We start from the raw sequence: 15,994 nt of genomic DNA on the forward strand, positions 1-15,994 counted from the left end.
CACATGAACAAGATCGTGCCCCAGAACTCCTTCAAGATCATTGCCCGCGCCCTGTCCGTCCATTACGGCGAGAAGCAGGCGCTGCACCAGGTCGACCTGGATATCCGCGCCGGCGAGGTCACCGCCCTGATCGGGCCGTCGGGCTGCGGCAAGTCCACCTTCCTGCGCTGCATCAACCGCATGAACGATCTGGTGGATGGGGCCCGCGTCAGCGGCAGCCTGACCCTGGACGGCCAGGACATCTACGATCCCGCCGTCGACGTGGTGCAACTGCGCGCCCGCGTCGGCATGGTGTTCCAAAAGCCCAACCCGTTCCCAAAATCCATCTACGACAACGTCGCCTATGGGCCGCGCATCCACGGCATGGCCCGCGATCAGGCCGAGCTTGACGCCATCGTCAACGGCAGCCTGGAAAAGGCCGGCCTGTGGGCCGAGGTCAAGGACCGGCTGGCCGATTCCGGGACCAGCCTGTCGGGCGGCCAGCAGCAGCGCCTGTGCATTGCCCGGGCGATCGCGGTCGAGCCCGAACTGATCTTGATGGACGAGCCGTGCTCGGCGCTGGACCCCATCGCCACCGCCAAGGTCGAGGAACTGATCGACGAACTGCGCGAGAACTACACCATCGTCATGGTGACCCATTCCATGCAGCAGGCGGCCCGGGTGTCGCAGCGCACCGCCTTTTTTCACATGGGCAAGCTGATCGAGGTCGGCGATACCGAGCAGGTGTTCACCAATCCACGCGAGCCCCTGACCCAGGGCTACATTACCGGCAGGTTCGGCTGATGAATGATCATACGGTAAAGTCCTACGACGAGGAACTGGCCCACCTGTCCGGCCAGATCGTCCGCATGGGCGGCCTCGCCGAGGCGCAGTTCGCCGCCGCCATCCAGGCGCTGGCCCGGCGCGACCAGGAACTTGCCCGGCGGGTGGTGGACGGCGATTGCCGCATCGACGAACTGGATCACGATGTCCAGACCTTCGCGGTGCGGCTGCTGGCCCTGCGCCAGCCCATGGCCGGCGACCTGCGCCAGATCGTCGGGGCGCTGAACATCTCGGGCGAGATCGAGCGGATCGGCGATTACGCGGCCAATATCGCCAAGCGCAGCAAGGTGCTGGACCAACTGCCGGTCTCGGTGCCGGTCGACGGCGTGGTGAGGCTGGGCGAACTGGTGCGCGGCCTGATCAAGGACATCATCGACGCCTATGCCGACCGCGATGTCGACAAGGCGCTGCGGGTCTGGAGCCGCGACGAGGAGGTGGACGCCGCCTACAACACCGTCTTCGGCGATCTGATCAAGGGTATGACCGCCGATTCCGGCGCCATCACCGCTTCGACCCACCTGCTGTTCATCGCCAAGAACATCGAGCGGATCGGCGATCACGCCACCAATATCGCCGAGGCGCTGCATTACCAGATCATCGGGGTTCCGCCCCACGGCGAGCGCCCCAAGGGAAACACGGTGGGAGCCGGCGAATGAGCGTCCGCGATACTACGTCCGGCCAGGCGAGGCCGCTGATCCTCGTGGTCGAGGACGAGGCCTCGCTGGTCACCCTGCTGCGCTACAACCTGGAAAAGGAAGGCTATCGGGTGGCCGAGGCTGGCGACGGCGAAGAGGCGCTGACCGTGCTGGCCGAGCGCAAGCCCGATCTGGTGCTGCTGGACTGGATGCTGCCCACCCTGTCGGGAATCGAGGTCTGCCGCCAGATCCGGCGCAAGCCCGCCACCCGCGAGCTGCCGGTGATCATGCTGACCGCCAGGGGCGAGGAAGGCGACAAGATCAGGGGGCTCAACACCGGCGCCGACGATTATCTCACCAAGCCGTTCTCGCTGCCCGAACTGACGGCCCGCATCCGCGCCCTGCTGCGCCGCGCCCAGCCGGTGGCCGAGAAGGGAACCCTGGCCTGGGGCGACGTCACCATGGACATGGCCGCCCATCGCGTCACCCGCGCCGGCAAGGCCATCCATCTCGGTCCCACCGAATTCCGCCTGCTCCAGTTCTTCATGCAACATCCCGGCACCGTGTTCTCGCGGGAGGAATTGCTGGACGCGGTGTGGGGGCCGGACATCTACGTGGAGCCGCGCACCGTCGACGTCCACATCCGACGCCTGCGCAAGGCCTTGCACTGCGATACCGAGACCGACATCATCCGCACCGTGCGCGCCGCCGGCTATGCGCTGGAGGCGGCCTCGGCGGCATAGCCGCCCACGCGGCGGGCGAAGAGGTAGCGCTTGCGTCGAGGCCGGCGGCGGGAGCATGATGACCGGGAAAGCAACTCCGTGCGGCCCGCCATGATTTCCTCGGTTTCCCTGTCGTCCCTGGTCAGCGGTCTTGGAGTCCAGTCCCGCGTCGTCGAGACGGCGGCGGCCAATATCGCCAATGCGACCACCGGCGATTACGAAAGCGCCCGGGGGCAAGTGGTGTCCAGGCCGCTGCAAGGGGCCGCCTATGTCCCTCTGCCGCCGGAAGGCGAGGTCGATCTGGGGCGCGAGGTGGTCAACCTGGCCCTGGCGAAGCACAGCTACACCGCCATGGCGCGGGCCTATTCCAGCATCGCCGAGACCGAGAAGCGGGGCCTCGACGCCCTGGCCTGAGGGAATGTTCATTGTCGCGTCCGACCACCTTGCGCAGTGCCGGCGACCTGATCGCCGCCGGCCTGATCGATGCCGCCGACGCAGCCGCCATCCAGCAGGTCGCCGCCCGCTATGCGGTGGCGGTGACGCCGGCCGTGGCCGGCCTGATGGATGCGGCCGACCCCGATGATCCCATCGCCCGGCAATATCTTCCAAGCCCGGCCGAACTGACGTCGACGGCCGGGGAACGGAACGACCCCATCGGCGACGCCGCCCACTCGCCGGTCAAGGGGGTGGTTCACCGCTATCCCGACCGGGTGCTGCTGACGCCGGTCCTGGCCTGTCCGGTCTATTGCCGGTTCTGCTTTCGCCGCGCCAGGGTCGGGCAGGGGGAAAGCGCCCTGTCGGAGGCCGAGATCGAGGCGGCGCTGGGCTACGTTTCCGCCCGTCCCGAATTGCGCGAGGTCATCGTCACCGGCGGCGACCCCCTGATGCTGGGGGCGCCAAGGATCGCCGCCCTGCTGGCGCGGCTGTCGGCGATTCCCCACCTGGAGGTGGCGCGCTTCCATTCGCGGATTCCAGTGGCCGATCCCGACCGGATCACCGAGGCGATGGCGGCGGCGTTGCGGCCGCCACCGGGGGCGGCCCTGGCGGTCTGGCTGGCGGTTCACGTCAACCATCCGCGCGAATTGTCCGCCCCGGCCCGCGCCGCCATCGCCCGGCTGGCCGATGCCGGCCTGCCGCTGGTGTCGCAGACGGTGCTGCTGAAAGGGGTCAACGACAGCGTCGGGGTGCTGGAGGACCTGATGCGGGCACTGGTGCGCAACCGCATCCGTCCCTATTACCTGCACCATCCCGATCTGGCGCCGGGAACCGGCCATTTCCGCCCGACCGTCGCCGAGGGCCGGCACCTGATGCGGCAATTGCGCGGGCGTCTGTCGGGGCTGGCCCAGCCGACCTACGTCCTGGATATTCCGGGGGGGCTGGGCAAGGTTCCGGTGGGGCCGGATTACTGGGATGGGGATGGGGTCACGGATTCCCGAGGCCGCCGCCATCCCTACCGGGGATAGGGACGCGGCTTACCGGCTGGTATTCCAGAAATCGTCCCTGGCGGCCATCAGGCCGCGGACCTGCTGCATCATGGCGTCGTTCGGGGCCTGCGGCGAGGCGACGGTCGCCGGGGCCGGGGCCGGGGTCGGGACCTGGGGCGGGGGTGGGGCGAGCCGGGCCGTCGGCGACAGGGTATGGGGCGCCATCCGGTCGGCGGCCCCGGCCGGCGACAGGTTGGGGGCGGAGGCGGGGGTGGCGCGGGCGAGGCTCTCGACCTCCAGGCGGCCCATCCCCGACAGCAATTCGTACGCCGCCTGATACATGTCGTAATAGGCGCCGGTATAGGCGATGCGGGCCTCGTTGATCTTGGTTTCCTCGTCGAGGACTTCCTGAACGGTGGCCTTGCCGGCCTCGCGCTTCTTCCTCTGGGCTTCCCAGACCTCCTCGGCCAGGATGGCGGCGTTCTCCAGCAGGTCGAGACGCTGGCGGGCGGTTTGCAGCTTGTGCCAGGCGATGCGCACCGCTTCCGAGATCTTGCGGCTGGTATAGGCGCGGTTGTCCTTGCTGGCGGCGTGATCCCACGATGCCTGGGCGACGGCCGCGTCGGTCTTGAAGCCGGAGAACAGTTCCCAGTTGGCGACCAGCAGCACCGACCAGTCCCGGCGGGAGCCGATGACGGCGTTCTTGCCGTTCTCGTAATCGGCCTTGCCGACCAGATCGAGGGTCGGCCAGTAGCCGGCCTCGGCGACGCGGCGCTTGTCGTCGGTGAGATCGATGGTCCTGGTGGCGGAAAACAGCGACGGATTCTCGCGCTCGGCGGTGTCCAGGCTGTCCTCGACGGTTTCGGGGATGAGATCCATGGGCAGCGGCGGATCGGTCAGCGAGGCCACGTCCGGGCTGTGGCCGAACACCTGGGTATAGCGGGCGACGGCGGCCTGGAAGGCGCCCTCGTAATTGACCCGCCGTTCCTTGGCGATCTGAAGCCGCTGCTTGGCCGCCAGCACGTCCGAGGCGATGCCGGCCCCCTTCTGGACCCGCTCGTCCTCCAGGTTCAGTTGTTCGGTCACCTTGCGCTCGTTCTCGCGCGACAGCGCCACCAGCTTGGTCTGGCGCAGGATCTCCAGATAGGCGATGGCGCCTTCCAGCAAGGTGGTCTGGCGGGTGGAACGCAGGTCCGACCCCGAGATCTCGTGACTGGTCCGGGCGGCGTCGACGGCGGCGCTGGTCTTGAACCCGTCGAACAGCTTCTGGGTGACGGTCAGGCTGCTGGTGTGGCGCTTGTCGAAAAAGGCCTTGCCCTGGGTCAGGCGGCGGTCCGGGCTGTCGATGTATTCGTGGCCCTGGTCGCCGCTGAGCTTGGCCGAGGGCAGATAATCGCCGCGGGCGCCGCGGATGGCTTCCTCGGCCGAATTGACCGCCTTGGCCTTGGCCTGGATCTGGGGATGGTTGGCGACAAGGTCGCGCATTTCCTCGTCAAGCGAGGCGGCGACGCCGACATTCGGCACGGCCGAGGCCAGGACGGCCACGGCGATACCGGCGATCAAGCCTGCATTCTTTCGGGAGGTTCCCAAAAACACTACCCCTACTGGCCCCCATCCTAGGCATCCGATATACACCGGATTATCCCGCTTGTGAACCTCTTGAGCGAAGTTAACCCGGTGTTGAAGAAATACTTCTTACCACTATGATCGTTAAAAGTTTCCGGGGCGTTGACGAAAACGGGGAATAGCCATGCCGACCTCCAGTCCCCCACCAGCGGCGGCGGCTGGCGCCGATGCCGCCGACGAGCGTTTTCTTGCCGGGCTGGCGGCGCGGGTTCCCGACGACCCCGAGATATTCCGGCGGCTGGCGCAGGCGCGGTTGCGGCTGGGCCAGTTGGAGGAGGCGCGGAATGCGGCCGAGCGGGCGCTTCAACTGGCCCCGGACGCCGCCGCCGGTCATTTCGCCCTGGGGCAGGTCCGGCGCGGCCTGCGCGATTTCGAACAGGCGCGGCGATCGCTGGAGACCGCCGTCTCCCTCGATCCGAAAATGGGATTGGCCTGGATGGGGCTGGGCGAGGTTCTGGCCACCTTGCCGGGCGGCACCGACAAGGCGGTCGAGGCGCTCCGCCGCGCCGTCAGCCTGCTGCCGCGCGATCCGCGCCCGTTGAACGGCCTGGCGACGGTGCTGATGGCGGCGGGCCGGTACGAGGATGCCATCACCGCCTACCGTTCCGCCGTCGCCCTGGTCGGCGATCCCAACCCGGCCGACCTGCTCAACAACCTGGGAGTGGCCCTGGAGCGGCTGGAACGGCGCGACGAGGCGGTGGCGGTGTTGCGCACGGCGGTCCTGGTGCGGCCGAACGTCGCCGCCATTCATGACAATCTCGGCAATTCGCTGCTGTCCACCGGCAACGCCGCCGCCGCCGAGGCCTGCCATCGCCGCGCCCTGGCCCTGGGGGGCAAGGGGGCCGAGACCTGGAGCAATCTCGGCAACGCCCTGCATCGCCAGGGGCGGCTGGACGAGGCCGAGGCCGCCTATCGCCGCGCCATCCAGGCATCGCCCAATGCCGCCAAGTTTCACACCAATCTGGCCCTGAACCTGCTGCTGTCGGGAAAGTTCGCCGAGGGCTGGCGCGAATACGAATGGCGGTGGCGCGAACATCCCAATCTGCCGCCCTATCTGCGTGACCGGGTGTGGGACGGTTCGCCGCTGCCGCCCGACCTGCCGGCCGGAGGAACCTTGCTCTTGCAGGCCGAGCAGGGATACGGCGACACCATACAATTCGTCCGCTATGCCGGCCTGCTGAAGCGGCGGGGCGTCAGCCGGGTGGTGCTGGCCTGCCAGCCCGAACTGGTGCGGCTGGTGTCCAGCGTCGCCGGCCTCGATCAGGTGGTGCCGGAGACGGATCGGCTTCCCGCCTTCGACCGCGCCATCACCTTGATGTCGCTGGCCGGAATGTTCCGGGCGGGAGACGAGCCGGTTCCGGCCGAAACCCCCTATCTGAAGGTCCCGGCCGGGGCCGGCGTCACCCTTCCCGCCGGCGAGGGCGGCGCTCGGGTCGGCATCGCCTGGGCCGGCCGCCCCACCCACGGCGACGACTGGAACCGCTCGATTCCGGCGCGGCTGCTGGAGCCGCTGCTGGAGGTGCCGGGCGTGACCTTCCATAGCCTGCAACGCGGCGCCATCGCCGAACGGATCGGCCGTCCGCCGCCGGGCCGGGTCATGGACACCGGCGACCGCTGCGCCGATTTCGCCGACACGGCGGCGGCGGTCGACGCCATGGATCTGATCATCTCGGTGGATACCGCCGTCGTCCATCTGGCGGCGGCCCTGGGCAAGCCGGTCTGGGTGCTGCTGCCGCCGGTGCCGGATTTCCGTTGGCTGATGCAAGGCGAGACGTCGGCGTGGTACCCGACCCTGCGGCTGCTGCGCCGCCGCTTCGATGGCGGTTGGGAGCCGGTCGTGGCCCAGGCCGCGGCGATGCTGCGCGACTTCGTCGGACGGCGCCGATCCGGATGATCGCGGGCGGGCCTTGGCCCATGGCCCACTTCCGGGGTTGACGCGGGGGCCTCGGCACGGCGTGATAGGGTCCAGAGTCACATCGGGGAGGCGCGTTCGTGCCGGTCAAGTGGCGGGGTCCCTTACCGTGGCTGGCGGCGGCTTTCGCCTCGGACGTGATCGTCACCGTCGCCGCCACGTTCTTCCTGACCCGCGGCGTGGTCGACCACGAGGAACTGATCGCCCTGGCGCTGGTCTCGCTGGCCGGCGCGTTCGTGCTGTTCGCGGTATCTTGGAAGATCGTCGAGTTCCTGACGGTGCGCAGCATCCGCCGCATGGCCGCCGAGGTGCGCGCCATCGCCTATGGCGCCGGCCGCGAGGCGGTCGATGCCGAGCGCTACGCCATGATCTCGCCATTGCCCGAGGCGGTCAACGAGGTCTGCGCCCGCATGATCCGCGCGCGCACGGACCTGTCCGACGGATTGTCGGCCGCCACCCGCAAATCGGAAGAGAATTCCAGCCGCCTCGCCGCCATTCTCAACGACCTGCACGAGGGCGTGGTGGTGTGCAACCAGCGCCACCAATTGGTGCTCTACAATCAGGTGGCTTTCGATATCCTGCGCGGAACCGCCGAACTGGGGCTTGGCCGGTCGCTGTTCGTGACCCTGGCCAAAGGGCCGGTGGTCCACATGTTCGACGTTCTCGGCAACCGTCCCGACATGGCGATTCGCGGCATGCCGTTCCTGGTGGGCACCACCGACGACAGGGTTTTGTTGCAGGCCCGCATGACCCTGATCCGGGGTGAAGGCGGAACGGTCACCGGCTATGTCATCACCCTGGTGGATGCTGGGCCGCAACTGGCGGCGCTGGCCGGGCGCGAGGCGCTGCTGCGCGACGTCGCCGAGGATGTGGAGGCGCCGCTGCGGCGCATGCTGGACTCGGCTGGGGATGAAGCCCTGGTCCGGCGCGAGGGCGCCACCATCGCCGAGGCGATCCGGCGGGTGACCGAGGGCTATCAGCGGATGCTGTCGGGCTGGTGGCCCATGGCCGACATCAATTCGACCGAGTTCCTGTCCTTCGTGGTCGCCCGTCTGGGCGACGAGATCCGGGCGACGGTGATCGGCCTGCCGGTCTGGCTGCATGGCGATTCCCATTCCCTGGTCCTGGCGGTGGAATCGCTGGTCCGCCGCACCGCCGATCAGGTCGGCGCGGTGGAATTCGATCTATCGGCGGGGGGGGGCGAGGCCGACGAGGGCGGCGCCTGGGTCGAGTTCGCCTGGGCCGGCGGAATGGTCGAGCCGGCGCTGATCGACCGGTGGCTGGCGCAGCCGTTGGCGGCGCTGGGCGGCATGACGGTCGGCGACGTTCTTCAGCACCATGCCGGCGCCCGGTTGCGCCAGGATCGCCTGGACGGCGGCGGCGCCTTGCGCCTGCCCATGCGGCGGGGGATCGAACAGCACGGCCGTGCCCGCCAGCCCCTGCCGGGGCGGCCGGAATTCTATGACCTGTCGCTGCTGGAACAAGGTGGCGATGCCGGCGCCCTGGGAGGGCGGCCGTTGCGCTCGCTCACCTATGTGGTGTTCGATACCGAGACCACCGGCCTGCATCCGTCGCAAGGCGACCGCATCGTGTCCATCGCCGGCATCCGCATCGTCAACGGCCGCATCCTGTCGGGGGAAAGCTTCAACCGCATCGTCAATCCCGGCCGGCCCATCCCGGCGGAATCGGTCCAGTTCCACGGCATCACCGACGACATGGTCAAGGACAAGCCGCCGGTCGAGGTGGTGCTGCCCCAGTTCCGCAACTATATCGAGGGCAGCGTCCTGGTGGCCCACAATGCCGCCTTCGACCTGAAATTCCTGCGCATGCGCGAACAGGAGATGGGGCTTCGCTTCGATAATTGGGTTCTCGACACCATGATCTTGTCCAATTTCCTGGACGGGCCGGAACTCAGCCATTCGCTGGACGCCATCTGCGAGCGCTACGGCATCGAGATCACCGACCGCCATACCGCCCTGGGCGACGCCATGGTGACGGCGGCGGTGCTGCTGCGCCAGATCGAGGCGCTGGAGGCGCGCGGCATCGACACCCTGGACAAGGCGTTCAAGACCCTGAACATCGCCATGATCCTGCACGAGCGCCAGCGGGTGCTGTAGGCCGTCCGGCTACGTCATCCCCATCTTGGCGGCCAGGATGGCGGCCTGGGTGCGGTTGTCGCAGCCGAGCGAACGCAGGATGGCGGTGACGTGCAGTTTCACCGTGATTTCCGCCAGATTGAGATCGCGGGCGATTTCCTTGTTGGACTTGCCGTGGCGCAGCATTCCCAGCACGTCGCGCTGGCGGGGGGTCAGCAGGCTTTGCAGGCATTCGGCGTCGATCTCGGCCGGCCTGGCGTCCAGCACGTCCGGCACGGTGATGTGCGGGCTGACGAAGGTGTCGCCCTCCAGCACCGAGCGGATGCCCTTCATCATCGAGGCGCTGCCGGCCGATTTGCAGATATAGCCGTGGGCGCCGGCATCCAGCGCCCGGCGAACCGCCTGCGGGTCCTCGGAGGCGGACACCACCACCAGATAGATGTCGGGCGCGGCGCGGCGAATGGCGGTGATGGCCGAAAAGCTGTCCATGCCGGGCATGGACAGGTCCAGCAGGGCGATGTCGATCGCCGGAGCGCCGCGGACAATGGCCAGCGCCTGGGTAAAATCGGAGGCCTCCACGGTCTCGACCTGTTCTCCGGCCAGACTTTCAAGAACCATCCGCACGCCCTCGCGGAAAAGGGCGTGGTCATCAGCAAGAAGGACCTTCATCGTGCTCGTCCCCAAAACATACCAACAGCGCACCGTCCGCGCATGACGCGGACAGTGTGTTATGCGCCGCACGGCACAGCCGGCGCATGATCGCCTTCCCACCGGACGCCGTCGGCGATTCCCACGTCGCCAACCTGTCCGGTACCCCGAAACCCATCAAACTAAAGCATGGATTACCAGCGACGGCAACAGCCGACTTCTTGACTATGATCATGAATTCGGGGGCGTTGCGGCAATTCAGCCCATGATGTCGCGGGGTCGGGCATGGTTGGATCTGTCGGTGTCGATGGATTCGAGGCGGCGGGGAAAAGTCGAGCCGAGATAAATGCTTCGAGCATGGTTCTTGCTGATTATTGTCGATGGGGCGTCGGTTTTTCATCCTGCATGGCGCCATGCAGGAAAAATAGTCGCCGCTGTAATTTTATTTATTTTGCGTGGATTTTCGGCGACCCATGAAAAAAGGGCCTGGATTGCTCCAGGCCCTTGATTTTCTTGGCTTTCGCCGATCCCAGTCTAGCGCTTCGAGAACTGGGTGGAGCGGCGGGCCTTGTGCTTGCCGTACTTCTTGCGCTCGACCACGCGGGGGTCGCGGGTGAGGAAGCCGCCGGCCTTCAGCGCCGGGCGCAGCGCCGGGTCGAAGAAGGTCAGCGCGCGGCTGATGCCATGGCGCAGGGCGCCGGCCTGGCCGGAGAGGCCGCCGCCGGTCACTGTGCAGTGAACGTCGAACTGGCCTTCGACCCGGGCGGTCTGGAACGGCTGGTTGATGATCATGCGCAGCACCGGACGGGCGAAATACACCGGCAGTTCGCGGCCGTTGACGATGATCTTGCCGGAGCCGGGCTTCACCCACACGCGGGCGATGGCGTTCTTGCGCTTGCCGGTGGCGTAGGCGCGGCCCTGGGCATCGACCTTGCGGACGTGCACGGGGTGGGTCTGGGCCGGCGCGGCGGCCTTCAGATCGGCCAAGCTGGAGAGATCGGCCATGGGACTACCTCTTGTTCTTCGGGTTCAGGGCGCCGACATCCAGCGCTTCGGGAGCCTGAGCCTCGTGCGGGTGGGCGGGACCGGCGTAGACGCGCAGGTTCTTCATCTGCTGACGGCCGAGCGGACCACGGGTGATCATGCGCTCGATGGCCTTCTCGATGACCCGCTCGGGGAAGCGGCCGGACAGCAGCTGACCCATGGTGCGGTCCTTGATGCCGCCGGGATGGCCGGTGTGCCAGTAGAAGCGCTTGTCGGCGAGCTTGTTGCCGGTCAGCTTGACCTTCTCCGCGTTGACGATGATGACGTTGTCGCCCATGTCCACATGCGGCGTATAGGTGGGAAGATGCTTGCCGCGCAGCCGCATCGAAACGACGCTGGCGAGGCGGCCGAGCACGACGCCGTCCGCGTCGATCACAACCCACTTCTTCTGTACTTCGGACGGTTTGGCGTTATAGGTCTTCATGGCACCCACGGCAAAACCAGTTGGCGTCGCCGGAGGAAATCCCCGGCGTCGAAGGCGCGGAGTATGCCACAGGACGCGGTTCTGTCAACGCCATTTAAATCGTTTAAAAACAGCGCGCTAGCAAGACGGTATCATGATACCGCGATGGAGAGGGGCGGAAATCCAGGCCGGAGACCGGTTCATCAGCGCGATGCGGGGGGCAGTCTGGCGTCGGAGGCGAGGACCGCGCCGCCGCCCATGACGCAGCGGGCCTTGCCGGAGACCTTGGCCTGATACATGCGGGTGTCGGCCAGTTCGATCAGGGCCGGCCAGTCCTGGGCGCCGTCGCTGATGCGTTCGGCCACGCCGATGCTGGCGGTGACCGGCAAGCCGTCGGGGCGGGTTCCCAGCCATTCCTCGACGATGCGCTCCATGGCGATGCGCTGCCCCTCCCCGGTGGCGTTGCCCAGCAGCACCACGAATTCCTCGCCGCCCCAGCGGATGACGATGTCCGATCGCCGCAGCAGCCGGGCAAGATTGGCGACGGCGTTCTTCAGCACCCAGTCGCCGGCCTCGTGGCCGTGGGCGTCGTTGACGCTCTTGAAGTTGTCCAGGTCGACGAAGGCCACCGCGAACGGAGTGTTCTGGCGGCAGGACAGGCGGAACTGGGCCTCGACGATCTCGTTGCCGGAATGGCGGGTGAAGGTGCCGGTCAGCGGATCGTGGCTGGCGCGGCGCAGCAGGTTGATCATGTAATGCAGCTGGATCATGCTTTGCAGCAGGAACACCCCCAGGATAAGCCCAAGCACCCACAGGGTCGCCAACTGGTTCACCCAGTCGAAGCCGCTGGTCAGCATCGGTCCGAAGGTGGCCGCCAGGATCACCGGAACGGCGAAGGCCAGCCCTTCGGCCACGGTCAGGGGAAATACCCCCAGCCCAGCGATGATGATGACGGGCAAGGCGGCGTACAGCCTGGAATCCACCGCGGCGGCGCCGCCCAGGGTCACGTCGGCGAAAACCGCCTGCGACGCCAGGAACAGGGACAGCGGCAGGCTCAGCATGGCGGCCAGCAAGATGAAGGCGCGTCTCAGCGTCACCCCCTGATGGGCGGCGACGGCCAGGGCGGCGAACGCCCCCGCCGCCAGCAGCCGCAGACCGGCCAGCCAGCCCCAGCTCGGCCATGGCAGCGCCAGACGGTCCAGCGCGATCCAGGCCAGCGTCAGGACCGAGAAGGCCGCCGCCACCATGCGCACGCGGGATGCGATGGTTTCGGCCCGGTGCCTGGTCAGATAAGGAGGGTGGTCGGATGAGATCAGCAACTGCAATAAATGCGGTATGCCTGCCCTTCTGGTGACGGCCGTCAGACGCTCACGCAGATTAAGCATAATAATTCCAATATGATTGGGCTATCTCTCCATCTGACGGTAGTATGTAGTCCTATTCGTATGTAATGCAAGCCATGTGATGGCTGGTGTCAGCGCCGTCCCAGCGCGGTTTCGATTTTGCGGGCAAGGTGGACAAGCCGGGGGCCCAGGTCGTCTTGCAGCCGGTCGCGCGGCAGCAGGAAGGCGGCGCCGCCGCAATTCAGTCCCAGCACGGTGTCCCCGTCGGGCAGCCGCACCGCCGCCGCCGCCGCGTGGACATCGGTCTGCCATTCGCTGACCGACAAGGTGAATCCGTGCCGGGCATAGTCGTCCAGGGCCTGGTCCACCCCGGCCCGCACCCGCGGCCAGTCCTCGGGATGGCGGCGGCGGACCTCGTCCAGGATGGCGGCGCGGCGATGGTCGGGAATGGCGGCCAGATAGGCGCGTCCCATGGCGGTGGTGGCGACCGGAATGCGCGAGCCGACGTCGAGGCGGATGGTCAGCGCCCCCTTGCCCCGGCAGATCTCGATATAGATCATGCTGGTCTGGTCGAAGCTGCCCAGGGCCACCGCCACGTCGGAATAATCGGCCAGATCCTGCATCAGCGGCCGCGCCACCTCGCGCATGTCCATACAGGCCAGGGCGGTATAGCCCAGCGACAGCACGGCGGTGCCCAGACGGTACTTGTTGTGGCGCTCCAGATGGACCAGATAGCCGAGGCGGGTCAGGGTATGGGTCAGGCGCGAGATTGTCGGCTTGGGCAGGCCGGTCCTGGCCGCGATCTCCTGATTGCCCAGCATGGAATCGCCGGCCCGGAAGCAGCGCAGGATGTCGAGGCCGCGGGCCAGCGCGGTCACGAACCGGCGATCCTGGGCGACGTCGCTCATGGCGTTATTGCTCCGTGACAGGGCGGATGGACTCGGGCTATCATAATTGCGAAATTCAATTCCGCACAGCGAAATAAAGGGGCGGTGATGACCGAGGTTCTGCTGGAAAGTCCCCTCGATGGGGTTGCGCTGCTGCGCATCAACCGGCCGGAGGCGAAGAACGCGCTGAATGCCGAGGTGCGCCGCCAGTTGGCCGAGCATGTGGGGGCCTTGGGCGCCGACCGCGAGGTACGGGCCATCATCCTGACCGGCAACGACGAGGCCTTCGCCGCCGGGGCCGACATCAGGGACATGGCCGAGATCGGCGCCATCGAACTGATGCTGCGTAACAACCACCTGCTGTGGCGGACCATCGCCCAGTGCCCGAAGCCGCTCATCGCCGCCGTCAACGGCTATGCCTGGGGCGGCGGCTGCGAGCTGGCCATGCATGCCGACATCATCGTGGCGGGCGAGGGCGCCAGCTTCTCGCAGCCCGAGGTCAAGGTGGGCATCATGCCGGGGGCCGGCGGCACCCAGCGTCTGGTTCGCGCCGTCGGCAAGGCCCGCGCCATGCTGATGGCCATGACCGGACAGGCGGTCACCGGAATCGAGGCGGCGGCGATGGGGCTTGCCAGCAAGGTTGTCCCCGACGCCGAGGTGCTGAACACCGCGCTCGACATCGCCAGGACCATCTCGCGCATGCCGCCGCTGGCCATCGCCCAGATCAAGGAGGTGATGCTGGCGGGCCAGGACGCGCCGCTGGAAACCGCCCTGATGCTGGAAAGGAAGGCCTTCCAGATGCTGTTCGCCAGTCGCGACCAGAAGGAGGGCATGAAGGCCTTCCTGGACAAGCGCAAACCCGCCTACGAGGGGATCTAGGCCATGACACTCGACGCCAATCGTCCCGATCTCGTGATCGGTCTGGTGGGAACCGGCGCCATGGGGCGCGGCATCGCCCAGATCGCGGCGGCCTCGGGCTGCGCCGTCGTCCTGGTGGATTCCCGCGACGGCGCCGCCGCCGAGGCCAGGGATTACGTGGTCAAGATGCTGTCCCGGCTGGCCGAGAAGGGCAAGCTGACCGCCGAGGCGCTGAGTGCCGCCACCCAGGGGCTGCGGGTCGGCTCTGGCATGGCCGATCTGGCGGCCTGCCATGTGGTGGTCGAGGCCATCGTCGAGAACCTGGAGGTCAAGCGCGACCTGATGCGCGAGTTGGAGGCCATCGTCTCCGACGACTGCATCATCGCGTCCAACACCTCGTCGCTGTCGGTGACCGCCATCGCGGCGGCCTGCCGCCGGCCGGACCGGGTGGCCGGCTTCCACTTCTTCAACCCGGTGCCGCTGATGAAGGTGGTCGAGGTCATCGACGGCGTCATGACCGAGACCTGGGTGGCCGAGGCGCTGACCGTCCTGGCGCGGCGCATGGGCCATAATCCGGTCAAGGCCCAGGACACCCCCGGCTTCATCGTCAACCACGCCGGGCGCGGCTATGGCACCGAGGCGCTGAAGCTGGTGGGCGAGGGTGTCGCCGACATCGCCACGGTGGACCGCATCCTGAAGGGGGCCGCCGGCTTCCGCATGGGGCCGTTCGAACTGCTCGACCTCACCGCGCTCGACGTGTCCCACCCGGTGATGGAAAGCATCTACGACCAGTATTACCAGGAACCGCGCTACCGGCCGTCGCCCATCACCCGCAACCGCCTCGCCGCCGGCCTGCTGGGCCGCAAGACCGGACGCGGCTTCTACGTCTACGAGGGCGACAAGGCGGTGGCGCCGCCGCCGCCGCCGGTTCCTGACTCCCGCCCCGATTCCGTATGGGTGGCGCCCGGCGACGGCTGGGCGGCGGTCGCCACCCTGGCCGCCCGGCTGGGCGCCACCGTCGAGGCCGGCGAGCGGCCGAGCAAGGGGGCGCTGTGCGTCGTGGCGCCGCTGGGCGAGGATTGCACCTCGGCGGCAATCCGCCTCGGCCTCGACCCCCGCCGCACCGTGGCGGTGGACCCGCTGTTCGGACTGGACAGCCATCGCACCGTCATGACCAATCCCCTGACCGGCCCGGCCATGCGCGACGCCGCCCACGGCCTGTTCGTAAGCGACGGCATTCCGGCCAGCGTGGTCCGCGACAGTCCCGGTTTCGTCGCCCAGCGCGTCGTCGCCGCCATCGTCAATATCGGCTGCGACATCGCCCAGCAGGCCATCGCCACCCCCGGCGACATCGACAAGGCGGTGACGCTCGGCCTCGGCTATCCCGCCGGCCCGCTCGCCTGGGGCGACAAGGTCGGCCCCGACCGGATCGTGGCCGTGCTCCAGGCCATGCTCGCCCTCACCGGTGACCCCCGCTACCGCGTCAGTCCGTGGCTGCGCCGCCGCGCCGCGCTGGGGGTATCGCTGCTGACCGGGGAATAGGAGGCCGACGCGACGCGACGCGACCGGATGGC

At 67.8% G+C, this 15,994-nt stretch carries 15 protein-coding genes; 9 read left to right on the plus strand and 6 right to left on the minus strand.

From position 1 onward, the window contains the following. The first annotated feature begins 3 nt into the window (after positions 1-3). From pstB to MTBSS4_RS07380, 5 genes are all read left to right on the plus strand, one after another. On the plus strand, positions 4-783 hold the full coding sequence (gene pstB / locus MTBSS4_RS07360; protein WP_173982755.1) for a phosphate ABC transporter ATP-binding protein PstB: 780 nt from the start codon (positions 4-6) through the stop codon (positions 781-783). After that, on the plus strand, positions 783-1,478 hold the full coding sequence (gene phoU / locus MTBSS4_RS07365) for a phosphate signaling complex protein PhoU (protein WP_173982756.1): 696 nt from the start codon (positions 783-785) through the stop codon (positions 1,476-1,478). The genes pstB and phoU overlap by 1 nt, the downstream gene beginning before the upstream one ends. Then, the gene (gene phoB, locus MTBSS4_RS07370) at positions 1,475-2,200 is read left to right on the plus strand and encodes a phosphate regulon transcriptional regulator PhoB (RefSeq protein ID WP_173982757.1); all 726 of its coding nucleotides are present in this window, start codon (positions 1,475-1,477) and stop codon (positions 2,198-2,200) included. Before phoU ends, phoB begins: the two co-directional genes overlap by 4 nt. 78 nt (positions 2,201-2,278) lie before the next feature. Continuing rightward, complete coding sequence (locus MTBSS4_RS07375) at positions 2,279-2,593, plus strand: hypothetical protein (RefSeq protein WP_254432432.1); 315 nt, start codon at positions 2,279-2,281, stop codon at positions 2,591-2,593. An 11-nt stretch (positions 2,594-2,604) separates the two neighbouring features. Continuing rightward, positions 2,605-3,642, plus strand: coding sequence for a lysine-2,3-aminomutase-like protein (locus MTBSS4_RS07380; RefSeq protein WP_173982758.1), 1,038 nt, complete (start codon positions 2,605-2,607; stop codon positions 3,640-3,642). 9 nt (positions 3,643-3,651) lie between these two features. On the opposite strand, the gene MTBSS4_RS07385 is transcribed toward MTBSS4_RS07380, so the two are convergent. After that, positions 3,652-5,166, minus strand: coding sequence for a TolC family outer membrane protein (locus MTBSS4_RS07385; protein ID WP_254432433.1), 1,515 nt, complete (start codon positions 5,164-5,166; stop codon positions 3,652-3,654). A 187-nt stretch (positions 5,167-5,353) separates the two neighbouring features. On the opposite strand from MTBSS4_RS07385, the gene MTBSS4_RS07390 reads away from it, so the two are divergent. Together MTBSS4_RS07390 and MTBSS4_RS22305 are read left to right on the plus strand one after the other, a co-directional pair. After that, on the plus strand, positions 5,354-7,123 hold the full coding sequence (locus MTBSS4_RS07390) for a tetratricopeptide repeat protein (RefSeq protein ID WP_173982759.1): 1,770 nt from the start codon (positions 5,354-5,356) through the stop codon (positions 7,121-7,123). A gap of 98 nt (positions 7,124-7,221) precedes the next feature. Further along, a complete protein-coding gene (locus MTBSS4_RS22305) occupies positions 7,222-9,258 on the plus strand; it encodes an exonuclease domain-containing protein (protein WP_254432434.1) in 2,037 nt (678 codons plus the stop codon). A gap of 9 nt (positions 9,259-9,267) precedes the next feature. Here MTBSS4_RS22305 and MTBSS4_RS07400 read toward each other — a convergent pair whose 3' ends face one another. The 5 genes from MTBSS4_RS07400 to MTBSS4_RS07420 all read right to left on the minus strand — a co-directional run bounded on the left by MTBSS4_RS07400 (position 9,268) and on the right by MTBSS4_RS07420 (position 13,583). After that, positions 9,268-9,906 (minus strand): response regulator transcription factor, encoded by a 639-nt coding sequence (locus tag MTBSS4_RS07400; protein WP_173982760.1) that lies wholly within the window; start codon positions 9,904-9,906, stop codon positions 9,268-9,270. Between the two features lie 513 nt (positions 9,907-10,419). After that, positions 10,420-10,890, minus strand: coding sequence for a 30S ribosomal protein S9 (gene rpsI, locus MTBSS4_RS07405; protein ID WP_173982761.1), 471 nt, complete (start codon positions 10,888-10,890; stop codon positions 10,420-10,422). A 4-nt stretch (positions 10,891-10,894) separates the two neighbouring features. Further along, positions 10,895-11,353, minus strand: coding sequence for a 50S ribosomal protein L13 (gene rplM, locus MTBSS4_RS07410; RefSeq protein ID WP_173982762.1), 459 nt, complete (start codon positions 11,351-11,353; stop codon positions 10,895-10,897). A 182-nt stretch (positions 11,354-11,535) separates the two neighbouring features. After that, positions 11,536-12,651 (minus strand): diguanylate cyclase, encoded by a 1,116-nt coding sequence (locus MTBSS4_RS07415; RefSeq protein WP_173982763.1) that lies wholly within the window; start codon positions 12,649-12,651, stop codon positions 11,536-11,538. A gap of 155 nt (positions 12,652-12,806) precedes the next feature. After that, a complete protein-coding gene (locus MTBSS4_RS07420) occupies positions 12,807-13,583 on the minus strand; it encodes an IclR family transcriptional regulator (protein ID WP_173982764.1) in 777 nt (258 codons plus the stop codon). 87 nt (positions 13,584-13,670) lie between these two features. Here MTBSS4_RS07420 and MTBSS4_RS07425 point away from each other — a divergent pair, with 87 nt between their 5' ends. Then, on the plus strand, positions 13,671-14,441 hold the full coding sequence (locus MTBSS4_RS07425) for an enoyl-CoA hydratase (protein WP_173982765.1): 771 nt from the start codon (positions 13,671-13,673) through the stop codon (positions 14,439-14,441). A 3-nt stretch (positions 14,442-14,444) separates the two neighbouring features. Next, the gene (locus MTBSS4_RS07430; RefSeq protein WP_173982766.1) at positions 14,445-15,962 is read left to right on the plus strand and encodes a 3-hydroxyacyl-CoA dehydrogenase; all 1,518 of its coding nucleotides are present in this window, start codon (positions 14,445-14,447) and stop codon (positions 15,960-15,962) included. Positions 15,963-15,994 lie beyond the last annotated feature (32 nt).

Source organism: Magnetospirillum sp. SS-4 (assembly GCF_902729425.1).
Classification (GTDB): domain Bacteria; phylum Pseudomonadota; class Alphaproteobacteria; order Rhodospirillales; family Magnetospirillaceae; genus Phaeospirillum.

What these genes read in the sequence shown, in the direction of transcription:
- rplM (WP_173982762.1), bottom strand. Translation starts at nt 11,353, where the DNA reads ATGAAGACCTATAACGCCAAACCGTCCGAAGTACAGAAGAAGTGGGTT.
- phoB (WP_173982757.1), top strand. Translation starts at nt 1,475, where the DNA reads ATGAGCGTCCGCGATACTACGTCCGGCCAGGCGAGGCCGCTGATCCTC.
- MTBSS4_RS07400 (WP_173982760.1), bottom strand. Translation starts at nt 9,906, where the DNA reads ATGAAGGTCCTTCTTGCTGATGACCACGCCCTTTTCCGCGAGGGCGTG.
- MTBSS4_RS07430 (WP_173982766.1), top strand. Translation starts at nt 14,445, where the DNA reads ATGACACTCGACGCCAATCGTCCCGATCTCGTGATCGGTCTGGTGGGA.
- phoU (WP_173982756.1), top strand. Translation starts at nt 783, where the DNA reads ATGAATGATCATACGGTAAAGTCCTACGACGAGGAACTGGCCCACCTG.
- MTBSS4_RS07390 (WP_173982759.1), top strand. Translation starts at nt 5,354, where the DNA reads ATGCCGACCTCCAGTCCCCCACCAGCGGCGGCGGCTGGCGCCGATGCC.
- pstB (WP_173982755.1), top strand. Translation starts at nt 4, where the DNA reads ATGAACAAGATCGTGCCCCAGAACTCCTTCAAGATCATTGCCCGCGCC.
- rpsI (WP_173982761.1), bottom strand. Translation starts at nt 10,890, where the DNA reads ATGGCCGATCTCTCCAGCTTGGCCGATCTGAAGGCCGCCGCGCCGGCC.
- MTBSS4_RS07420 (WP_173982764.1), bottom strand. Translation starts at nt 13,583, where the DNA reads ATGAGCGACGTCGCCCAGGATCGCCGGTTCGTGACCGCGCTGGCCCGC.
- MTBSS4_RS07425 (WP_173982765.1), top strand. Translation starts at nt 13,671, where the DNA reads ATGACCGAGGTTCTGCTGGAAAGTCCCCTCGATGGGGTTGCGCTGCTG.